The sequence below is a fragment of the Ignavibacteria bacterium genome, from assembly GCA_016873845.1.
Classification (GTDB): Bacteria; Bacteroidota; Ignavibacteria; order Ch128b; family Ch128b; genus JAHJVF01.
Map to the genome: position 1 here is coordinate 1 of VGVX01000087.1, position 9,935 is coordinate 9,935.

Genomic DNA, 9,935 nt, shown 5'->3' on the forward strand with positions numbered 1-9,935 from the left:
TACTTCAATAGCTCAAGATTTATCGGGTTCAAGTTTTCGCAGTAGAGCTGATTCTTTGTATCATCAGTTTGTTAATATTAAATCGAGAGTTCCCCTTCCTGCAGGATACTCCATCAGCGATAAAAAGTGCGGCTTTGAATTAATTTATTCAGTTAAAATAAATTTAGATCAGTTTAATTCATCGCAGCAACAAACCCTAAATAAAGTCCTGCTAAGACCAACGACCCAAGTCTCAGTTGTTACTTCGACAGGTAAATTTAGAGTTCATTATGACACTGTTGGAACTCATGCAATCAAATATTCTCTCAATGAATTGATAAAAGCGATTGATTCTTCCTACGAGTATGAGGTAAACTTTTTGAAATTCCCTCCGCCGCCAAGTGATAATGGTGCAGGTGGAGATAATTTATATGATATCTATGTTCAGGATGTTTATCCACTTTATGGATACACAGAGCTCGAAACTAATTTAGGCGCAGAAAAATATTCGAGCTATGTCGTTATTGATAATAATTTTCAGGAACCGGATTATTATACAAAAGGAATCGATGCGGCTCGTGTAACTGCTGCTCACGAACTTCATCATGCAATTCAGTTGGGGAATTATATTTTCCGCGCATCTGATACATATTTTTATGAATTAACTTCGACCTCGATGGAAGAATTCGTTTACGATTCAATTAATGATTACTACGCCTATATTCCATCTTTCTTTAGTAATACATCAAAAGTGTTTTCCAATTACAGCGGCTATTCTCAAGCGATATGGAATATATTTCTCCAAAAAGAATTTGGGAATTCGATACTGGTTAAGCAGTGGGAAAATATGCGTTCCTATCCGGCACTTCTCTCAATAAAAAAATCGATTGAAGATGCCGGTTCAACTTTCAGAAATGAATTTTCGAAATTTTATCTATATAATTATTTTACGAAACATCGAGCTGTTCCGGAAAAATATTATGAAGAGGGTGCTAATTATCCTTTAGTTAGAATTAATTACTCTACAGATTTTCGTCCCCCCGTTAAAGTCATTACCGGCTCATCCCAACCTTGTGCTGCACAATATTTTCAAGTTGTAGATTCAATATCCAATGTTGGCGGGAAAAAGGATACTATTACTTTAATTATAGTAAATACAAATGTTGATTCTGCACTTGTTTGGTCAACTTCACCAAAAACATCAAGCTTTACTTACAGGATCGTGAATTCAACTGACGATCTTTCGTACAAAAAAATTTCCAATTCTTTATTCGGCAGACTGGAAGTTTCTGAACTGCAAAATTGGAAAGATCATTTTGTAGTAAATGACACTTCGGCTATTGTACCTGTAATGGCTAATTATTCTACGTTATCTTTCCCAATGCCATTCTATTATTCAAAGCATCAGCTGGTGAAGATTCTTTCTCCGTCCGATTTTGGATCTGAAGCTCAAGTTAATATTTATAGCTCGGGAATGGATTTAATTCATACAGAAAGGAAGCGAGTTCAATCCTTCGATGATAAATTAGTTTTTACTTGGAACGGATTAGATTCTAATAATTCAAAACTTTCAACGGGAATATATTTTTATGTAATATCTGACGATGTGAATACAGTCAGCGGAAAGATTGTAATCCTGAATGACTAAGATTGGAATTGAAGTTAATAACTTAAAGAAGGTTTTTGGCAGAAGATTAATTTTCAAGAACATTGATTTTACTTTATGTGAAACACAGAGCTTGATAATTACAGGTAAAAATGGCTCAGGTAAATCTACATTAGTGAAAATTTTGGCAGGAGTGCTCTCATTTTCTTCTGGATCTATAAAAATAAACATCAACGGACAAGAATTTGATAAAGAAAAATATTATGAGAAGATTGGACTAGTCTCACCTTATCTTGTGCTTTATGATGAGTTCAGTGCTTATGAGAATCTTGAAATGTTTTCCCGCATTCGCGGAATCAAGGTCGAGAAGGAAAAAATCGAATCCATTCTCGAAGAAATTGGATTGATCGATAGAAGGAAGGATTTATATCGAACTTTTTCGTCAGGAATGAAGCAAAGAATGAAGTATGCTTCTGCAATTCTGCATGAACCGAGTATTTTGCTCGTTGACGAGCCAACGTCTAATCTAGATATGCCAGGCAAAGAGTTTGTTCAAAATCTTATTGAGCGGTATCGTAGAGATCGGGTTGTAATAGTTGCAACAAATGAGAATGAAGATTTTCGGTTTGCTGATAATGTTATAAATCTTGATTCACATAAATGAATATTGAATAATGAACTCTGAACAAGGAATAACGAATACAAGTGAAAATAAAAGACAAGTTTTTGATCTGCAGGAGAGATTGATTAATTTTTCATTGCTAATTCTAAAAATAATCGAGGAACTACCGAATAGCTTAGTTGCGAAACATATTAGCAACCAACTGATACGATGCGGCACATCACCCACAGCGAACTACGCTGAGGCAACTAGTGCGGAATCCAGAGATGATTTTATACACAAAATGAAAATCAGCTTGAAAGAACTCAGAGAAACTAACATTTGGCTTACTCTAATTCATAGAAAGTCCCTTCTTAAAGGTAATGATTTAGTTAATGAAGCATTATCTGAGGTCAATGAATTAATAGCGATTTTTGTTTCGAGCATTTCTACAGCAAAACAAAATAAACTAAAATCAAAATAACATGAGATTACTTCTTCATTCAAAATTCCTTGTTCAATATTCGATATTGAAAGAAATGAGCGCCTGAGTTTGCTCAAAAAAGTACTCTACATATTTTATAAGGATTTTTCTTCTGAGCTTAGGACGAGATATGCTATAAATGCACTGATTATGTTCGTGATTGTTGCAATCAGTGTAATTCTATTCTCAATTGGAAGCGAAAAAGCTCCGGAAAATATTTTTGCCGGAATGCTTTGGGTGGTGATTTTCTTCTCAGCAATGTCTGGATTATCGAGAACATTTGTTTCAGAAGAAGAGCGAGGCACCACTTTAATACTTTCGTTAATAGCACATCCAACTTCAATTCTCTTAGGGAAACTGCTCTTTAATCTTGTACTGATCTTCTTCATCAATACAATAATTACAATACTTTATTATACATTATTCAACGATTTTGTTATTCGTAACTTCGAAATGTTCTTTTATGCTTTTGTACTTGGAAATATTGGAATAGCTGCCTCATCAACTATTATCGCTGCAATCATTTCCAAAGCAAATGCAAAAGGGACACTTTACCCTGTTCTTTCTTTTCCGGTATTACTGCCATTAATTCTGATGCTGATTGAATTGACAAAATTTTCTGTTGAGGGAGTGCAAATCTCAGAAGCTTCAGCAGAATTTCTAGTCTTAATTTCATACGATGTGATAATGATCACTGCATCTATAATGGTATTCGATATTATCTGGAGAGATTAGCAATAGGATTGCGACTTCAAATCAAAAGGATTACTTTTGTCGGAAAAAATTATGAAAAATAACTGGTGGAAATTTTCACTTTTCTTATTGATTGCACTCGTAATGATTGCTGGCATCTCGCCGCGAATTATCGATGTCCCAAGTTCAATTTGGGAATTCCCGCTCATCCCCGGACTTGAAGACAAAGCAAAAATTATTTTCTTTCATGTTCCTACTGCATGGCTTACTGTGCTCGCTTATCTGATGGCAATGTTTTATGGGATTAGATTTCTGCGTAAGAAAGATTATTACGACGATATAAAATCTGTTTCAGCTGCAGCTTTGGGATTGGTATTTTGTTTATTGGCAACAATCACCGGCTCCGTTTGGGCAAAATTCAATTGGGGTTCATTCTGGCATTGGGATCCAAGAGAAACAAGCATTTTTATCTTGCTATTAATTTATGGCGCATACTTCGCTCTTCGTTCAGCACTTGATAATGAAGAAAAACGTGCACGGCTCTCAGCCATTTATTCGATAATTGCTTTTCTTACAACACCATTTTTTATTTTCATAATGCCAAGGATCATGATTGGATTACATCCAGGTTCACTTGAAATCGATGCTGCTTCTGGACAAATTGCAGCAAGCGCAAATCCAGTTATTGAATTTAAGATGGCGCCAAATATGAGAGTTGTATTCTTCACATCCTTATTTGCTTTTACAATTCTTTTCTTTTGGATGTGGAACTTAGCACATCGAATTTTAAAATTAGAGTTTAATTCACAAAAAGAAATTAGTTAGGAGTTCAATTGGACGGAATCTATAATTTTTTAAGCAGCAACTCTCTCTACATTGTATTGATAATTGTATTGATAGTTTGGCTCGGTATTTTTTCATTTATTTATAAATTGGATAAGAAAGTCAAGAAACTTGAAGAAGGAGAACAGAGTTAATGAAAGCACGATATTATTTAGGCGGAGCAATTATTATAGTATTTCTCGCCGTGCTGGTTTATAATTTTACACAAACAGATATTGAGTACGAAAGTAACTTTACCACGATTATGCAGGAGGGAAAAACCTGCAAAGCGACTGGAACTTGGATTAGAGAAAAAGCTTACGAAGAGAATCGGGCTGATAGAACATTTTCGTTTTATATCCGCGATGCGCATAAAAACGAAATGAGAGTTGTTTACAAAGGAATTAAACCAAACAATTTTGAAGTCGCAACAAGTGTAGTTGTTACTGGAAAATTCGAAAACGGCTATTTTCAAGCTTCTGATGTTTTAACTAAATGTCCGTCAAAGTATGAGGGACAAAAAGTTCAAAACAGCAGTATTTAAATTTAGGAGATAATATGTTCGGAAATATTTTAACAACGCTGGGATTTTTATCGGCGTTAGTCGCATCTTTGATGTATTTCTTTAATTTTAGAGGAGCAAAAAATACTTTAGGATTCGCTCGTATATCTTTCCATTTGATGGCTACCTCTACCATTCTTGCAAGTGCATTTTTGCTCTACTTAATCGTAACGCATCAATTTGAATACAAATACGTGTACAGTTACAGCGATACTTCCTTACCATTGGGATTACTAATGTCAACTTTCTATGCAGGTCAGGAAGGAAGTTTCCTTTTATGGGCACTTTTCACAGCTGTAATTGGAATTTTCTTGCAGCAGTATACGGCAAAACGAGACGATCTTGAACCGAGAGTAATGTCTATCTATTGTTTGGTTCAAACCTTCTTGCTTTTAATGATCACTCCAATGGTTAAAAATCCATTTGCTCTCGTTTGGTCAGAAGCACTTTTTGCTGATGCAAGAACTATCGGCTCGCAATTTTTTAATTTACCTTTTCTTCAAAATTATTTTTTTAGTGATAATTCAACCGGGCAGCAATTTGTAAAGATTGACGCCTCGCTCATTGGTCTCCTTAAATCGAATGGTATTGCATTAAATGAATTCATTATTAATGGCAAAGGATTAAATCCTTTGCTTCAGAATTTTTGGATGCAGATTCATCCACCGGTTTTGTTTATTGGATTCGCCGCAATGTCAGTACCATTCTCATTTGCTTTTGCAGCATTAATGAAAAATGAATATGTAACCTGGGTAAAACAGTCTTTTCCTTGGCTGCTATTTGGATCTATAATTCTCGGATTAGGAATTATGCTCGGTGGATATTGGGCTTATGGAGTTCTTGGCTGGGGTGGTTATTGGGCATGGGATCCTGTTGAAAACTCCTCGCTTATTCCCTGGATAATTGGAGTTGCAGCTATTCATACAATGCTGGTTCAGAAGAAAAGTTCAGCGTCAGGCGGAATTGGCGGATTTGCCAAGACAAATTTAATCCTTAGCATTCTTGCTTTTGTTTTAGTCCTTTACAGCACTTTCTTAACCAGAAGCGGAGTTCTAGGTGATGCTTCTGTCCATAGCTTTGTCGATCCAGGTTATTTTGCATATCTCCTTCTAATGATATTCATGGCGACTTTTATTTTGCTCGGCGGTGGTCTTCTAATTTACAGATGGAGCTATTTGAAAGAACAAACTAAGCCTTATGAAAATTTACTCTCCCGCGAAATGGCATTGTTCACTGGTGCAGTAACTTTAGGAGCAACAGCTGCTGTAACTTTCGTTGGAACTTCTGCCCCAATTATTGGAAGGTCTGTTCAGATTAGTTTTTATGATGAAATGAATTTACCGCTTGCGATATTAATTGGGCTATTGAATGGATTTAGTTTGATTTTAAAGTGGAAGGAAACCCAAGGTCAGGATATCTTCAAAAAATCTCTATTCTCTTTATCAGCTGCCGTAATTACTACCATTCTATTTGTAATATTGGGCGTCCACGACTTTATGATGATATTGTTTGCATTTGGTTCTGCATTTTCATTCTTCGTAAATGCCGAAATCGCTTACAAAGTTTTCAGAGGGAATTTTCAAAAAGCCGGTGCATATATTTCTCACATGGGAATTGCACTTTTCTTCATTGGCGTGATTGCGTCTGCGAAGTATGATTCAAGTGTCGACGTTGATCTTATCAAGAATCAACCAGCTGAAGCTCTTGGCTACAAAATGACATTCACCGGTTACCAACCGACTGAAGACGGAAAGTTCTCCTTCAACATTGATGTGGAGAAAGATGGAAAAAAATATTTAGTCCAGCCAGTTATGTTTTACAGCGATTTTAATCAAGGCTTGATGCGAAATCCCGACATTCTTCAAAAATGGACACGTGATTTTTACATATCACCCATTTCTTACGAAGACGGCTCACAAGACAAGCAAAGTAGTTCAAAAACCTTCGAAATCACCCGCGGTGAAACAATTAAATTTGGTGAAGCAGAAATTTTATTCGTCGATTATGATTTCGATGAATCATCACGCGGCAACATGATGAAAGGTGGTGAATTTTCAATTGGTGCCAAACTTGAAGTGAAACATTACGGCAAAGTTTATAAGGTAACTCCAAAATTTATTAGCATAGATGGCGAACGCAAAGACTTTCCAGTTGATATTAAAGATGCAAATCTTTCAATCACCTTCGCCTCTCTAAGTGCGGATAAAGGTAAAGCGACTTTGGTTGTTTCACCTTACACTGTTGAAAAACTTCCTGTTCCAGTAAAACAAGAAATTCTCGCAGTTAATGCAAGTGTAAAACCATTTATTAATTTAGTTTGGGGCGGAACGATAATTCTCACCATTGGATTTATAGTTTCGATTGTACGCAGAGGAAAGGAATCGAAACAATAATATAGGATTTCATAAACAGCCCGCCAAAATGACTAAATTGACGGGCTTTTTTGTTATTAATTTTTGTTTATATATTTATGCGGATTTTTTGAAAACAATCTTTGACACTTTTCACAGCAGAAGTAATATTTCTTTCCATTGTACTCCGTAAACATTTCTGGGTCTGCCTCTTCTCCAGTTACAACACAAACTAACGAAGCAGTTTCTGCCGATGATTGTTTAAGTTCATGCACTTTCATCGAATCGGAAGACAGCGTAGAAATATTGCCTGAGGATATTTCTTCAGATTCCTTTTTCTGCATCGATTGATCAGCATTGTTCTGAGGTTTTTCTTCACAACCAATAAGAATAAAACCGCAAATGAATAGGAGCAATACATATAATTTCATCAGAATTCCTTTAATAAGTTGTTAAAACTGTTTCGATTACTGAACAATCGCGGCAGTAATAAAAGTTTCAGCTATTTAACAAGCTTTGAGATTTGCTTGAATTCATCTGAACGGCATTCTTCCAATAGCTCGAATAGAACAGCTTCAGTTGACGTAATAATGGCACCTTCAGATTGAAATCGCATCAATGCAGCTTGATAGTCAGCTTCTTTCCGGGAAGATATTGAATCAATCGGAACATTAACCTGAAAACCACTTGCCAGAAGATCAAGAACAGTTTGCATTACACAAACATGCGATTCAATTCCACACACGACTATTTGCTCAAGCTTGTCATTTCTAATTTTTTGGAACAATCCATCAGCACCGGAACAACTGAAAGTGAGTTTTTGAACTGCTTCAACTGGCTGGAGATTTGGAAGAATGGATTCTGTTGTTGGTCCTAATCCTTTTGGATACTGTTCAGTGAAATAAATTGGAAGTTGAAGAATTTTAAAACCACCGATCAGTTTATTAACATTTGCGACTAAAGTTTCGTGTTTCATCATGACATTCAGAATACGTTCTTGAATATCGATAACCAACAAACCGGTTTTATCTTTTTGAAGAATTTTGGGGTGTCGTTTCATAGAACTGGTCAAATATAAATTTTGTTCATACCGTACTTTCCGCAGGCGTACATCATAAGAATAGAAGAAAATGCGGAGAGAGCTTCGAACTTATCTTCTTCGGCAATTACGAGATCGTAGATCTTTGCAACAAATTCAAATCTCTTTAACAGATCTCTAAGCTCGCTCTTCGTTGGAAATCCATGCCAGTAAGAGGCCTGCTCGATCATCATTTTTGAACGCCGCCGAAGAAATTCGCTCATTGAAATGTAATTTATTGATAACGGAGTTCTGGGTGTACAAATTGTTATCAAGTCGTTGAAGTAATGATCCCAATTTTTCGCCAGCTCTTGATTTTTCTCCTTACGAAGCTCCTGAGCGGTGCGGAGAGTGAATCTGGGTTTTGACAACCTTTTGAATTTCGGAATCAAAGGATAGAGATCGTATAAAGATTTCTCTGTTTCGTCATCGTCGTACACCCATCTGCGCCTCAATTGCGCCCATGAATAAATCTGAATCACCGGCGACTCCTCTGAATCAACGACAATGTACTTTTGCAGACTGTAGTTTATGACAGTCACCCAATGATTCCACTCATCGACGCAAAGAATACATGGAATTTTTTTTCGGAGGTATTTATTTAATGTCTTGCGTGCCTTTTCGGCTTGAGTCCGGCGAATCGATTTAAGCGAACATCCGTAATAACGTGCTGCCCGAGTCAACGAGATCTCATTCGTTCCATTCCACCAATGAGCACCTGCACGGCGTGAAATTTCAATTTCATTTTCGAATCGTCCGTGCATTACAAGTGCATATTTGAGTGCAAATGGACCGCACGTCCATTCATCCGTAATATCGTGCCGCCCTTGAAAGTGAAATTTCATTTGTTCCATTCCACCAGTGTGCACCAGCTCGGCGAGAAATTTCGATTTCATTCTCGAACCGACCGTGCATTACCAAAGCATATTTGAGAGCAAATGGACCGCACGTCCATTCATTCGGCTGGGGATAAAAGCTCATAAGTGCTGGCAAGTTTAGGGAAATGAAATAGGACTATCAAGTTTAAATAATATTTTTCAAAAAAATTGATTGCTTATTGGAATTTATCTGTAAGAAAATTGTCGAAATCAAACTCTATCCTCTCTTCACAGAAAAAGGGTTCGCCGTAGGATTTTCCTATTTGAAAGCCGTAGAATTCCGCACGAGCTTTTAAGTAGCTCATAAATTCAGGTCGGCTGATGAAAGTCTCCGGTTCGTCGCTTTGGGGATTATAAAACTGCGACGAGTACGAATTGATTGCCTCCATCTTTTCTTCGAAATAATTTGAGATATCGTAAATGAATGTCGGCTCAAAAGTGTAGCTCTGCATGTAATAAAAGAGCTTTTTTGGACGGTAAGGATGCAGATTTTTTTTCCCGGTTTGGTAATTTTTCAATCCTGAAAAGAAGGAAGCTTTCTTCACCAGCAGTGCAGCACTTTCATGATCGGGGTGCCTGTCCTTAAAATATGGAGCAAAAATAATCTTCGGCTGATAAGTTCGAATCGTATCAACAACTTTTTTAATAGATAATTCACTTGAGTTAATATCTCCGTCTTTCAATTTAAGACAGATCCGTTTATCAATCCCCAAAACCTTCGCGGAGCTAGAAGCTTCTTTCATTCTTTTTTCTTTGCTTCCCCTTGTCCCCAATTCACCTTGCGAAAGATCAACGACTCCAACTGTCAGCCCGCGTTCGACGAGTGAAATGATTGTTCCCCCCATAGAGAGTTCAACATCATCCGGATGCGCACCGAATGC

General features: G+C 36.8%; 12 protein-coding genes. 8 read left to right on the top strand and 4 right to left on the bottom strand.

Features of this window, described 5'->3' with window-relative positions:
* Positions 1 to 55: 55 nt before the first annotated feature.
* The 8 genes from FJ213_11890 (at position 56) to FJ213_11925 (ending at position 7,140) form a co-directional block, all read left to right on the top strand.
* On the top strand, positions 56 to 1,627 hold the full coding sequence (locus tag FJ213_11890) for a hypothetical protein (GenBank protein ID MBM4176853.1): 1,572 nt from the start codon (positions 56 to 58) through the stop codon (positions 1,625 to 1,627).
* A complete protein-coding gene (locus FJ213_11895; protein MBM4176854.1) occupies positions 1,620 to 2,249 on the top strand; it encodes an ABC transporter ATP-binding protein in 630 nt (209 codons plus the stop codon). Before FJ213_11890 ends, FJ213_11895 begins: the two co-directional genes overlap by 8 nt.
* Before the next feature lie 10 nt (positions 2,250 to 2,259).
* The gene (locus FJ213_11900) at positions 2,260 to 2,670 is read left to right on the top strand and encodes a four helix bundle protein (GenBank protein MBM4176855.1); all 411 of its coding nucleotides are present in this window, start codon (positions 2,260 to 2,262) and stop codon (positions 2,668 to 2,670) included.
* Positions 2,671 to 2,739: 69 nt separating this feature from the next.
* Positions 2,740 to 3,405, top strand: a complete 666-nt coding sequence (locus tag FJ213_11905; protein MBM4176856.1) for an ABC transporter permease — start codon at positions 2,740 to 2,742, stop codon at positions 3,403 to 3,405.
* Between the two features lie 51 nt (positions 3,406 to 3,456).
* Entirely contained in the window at positions 3,457 to 4,188 is a 732-nt protein-coding gene (locus tag FJ213_11910) for an ABC transporter permease (GenBank protein ID MBM4176857.1), read from the top strand.
* Between the two features lie 17 nt (positions 4,189 to 4,205).
* Complete coding sequence (locus FJ213_11915) at positions 4,206 to 4,340, top strand: CcmD family protein (protein MBM4176858.1); 135 nt, start codon at positions 4,206 to 4,208, stop codon at positions 4,338 to 4,340.
* Positions 4,340 to 4,729 carry a cytochrome c maturation protein CcmE gene (locus FJ213_11920; protein MBM4176859.1) on the top strand — a complete coding sequence of 130 codons (390 nt, stop codon included), beginning with the start codon at positions 4,340 to 4,342 and terminating at the stop codon, positions 4,727 to 4,729. The genes FJ213_11915 and FJ213_11920 overlap by 1 nt, the downstream gene beginning before the upstream one ends.
* A gap of 14 nt (positions 4,730 to 4,743) precedes the next feature.
* A complete protein-coding gene (locus tag FJ213_11925; protein MBM4176860.1) occupies positions 4,744 to 7,140 on the top strand; it encodes a cytochrome C biogenesis protein in 2,397 nt (798 codons plus the stop codon).
* A 56-nt stretch (positions 7,141 to 7,196) separates the two neighbouring features.
* Here FJ213_11925 and FJ213_11930 read toward each other — a convergent pair whose 3' ends face one another.
* The 4 genes from FJ213_11930 to bshB1 all read right to left on the bottom strand — a co-directional run.
* Complete coding sequence (locus FJ213_11930) at positions 7,197 to 7,295, bottom strand: YHS domain-containing protein (protein MBM4176861.1); 99 nt, start codon at positions 7,293 to 7,295, stop codon at positions 7,197 to 7,199.
* A 305-nt stretch (positions 7,296 to 7,600) separates the two neighbouring features.
* Positions 7,601 to 8,158, bottom strand: a complete 558-nt coding sequence (locus tag FJ213_11935) for an isochorismatase family protein (protein MBM4176862.1) — start codon at positions 8,156 to 8,158, stop codon at positions 7,601 to 7,603.
* Positions 8,159 to 8,166: 8 nt separating this feature from the next.
* Positions 8,167 to 9,021 carry a hypothetical protein gene (locus FJ213_11940; protein MBM4176863.1) on the bottom strand — a complete coding sequence of 285 codons (855 nt, stop codon included), beginning with the start codon at positions 9,019 to 9,021 and terminating at the stop codon, positions 8,167 to 8,169.
* A 209-nt stretch (positions 9,022 to 9,230) separates the two neighbouring features.
* The coding region (gene bshB1 / locus FJ213_11945) for a bacillithiol biosynthesis deacetylase BshB1 (protein MBM4176864.1) at positions 9,231 to 9,935 on the bottom strand (705 nt) is incomplete at its 5' end.

Excerpts from the sequence above, each read along its gene's own strand:
- FJ213_11895 (MBM4176854.1), top strand. The coding sequence starts at position 1,620 with ATGACTAAGATTGGAATTGAAGTTAATAACTTAAAGAAGGTTTTTGGC.
- FJ213_11900 (MBM4176855.1), top strand. The coding sequence starts at position 2,260 with ATGAACTCTGAACAAGGAATAACGAATACAAGTGAAAATAAAAGACAA.
- FJ213_11910 (MBM4176857.1), top strand. The coding sequence starts at position 3,457 with ATGAAAAATAACTGGTGGAAATTTTCACTTTTCTTATTGATTGCACTC.
- FJ213_11920 (MBM4176859.1), top strand. The coding sequence starts at position 4,340 with ATGAAAGCACGATATTATTTAGGCGGAGCAATTATTATAGTATTTCTC.
- FJ213_11925 (MBM4176860.1), top strand. The coding sequence starts at position 4,744 with ATGTTCGGAAATATTTTAACAACGCTGGGATTTTTATCGGCGTTAGTC.
- FJ213_11930 (MBM4176861.1), bottom strand. The coding sequence starts at position 7,295 with ATGTTTACGGAGTACAATGGAAAGAAATATTACTTCTGCTGTGAAAAG.
- FJ213_11935 (MBM4176862.1), bottom strand. The coding sequence starts at position 8,158 with ATGAAACGACACCCCAAAATTCTTCAAAAAGATAAAACCGGTTTGTTG.
- FJ213_11940 (MBM4176863.1), bottom strand. The coding sequence starts at position 9,021 with ATGAAATTTCACTTTCAAGGGCGGCACGATATTACGGATGAATGGACG.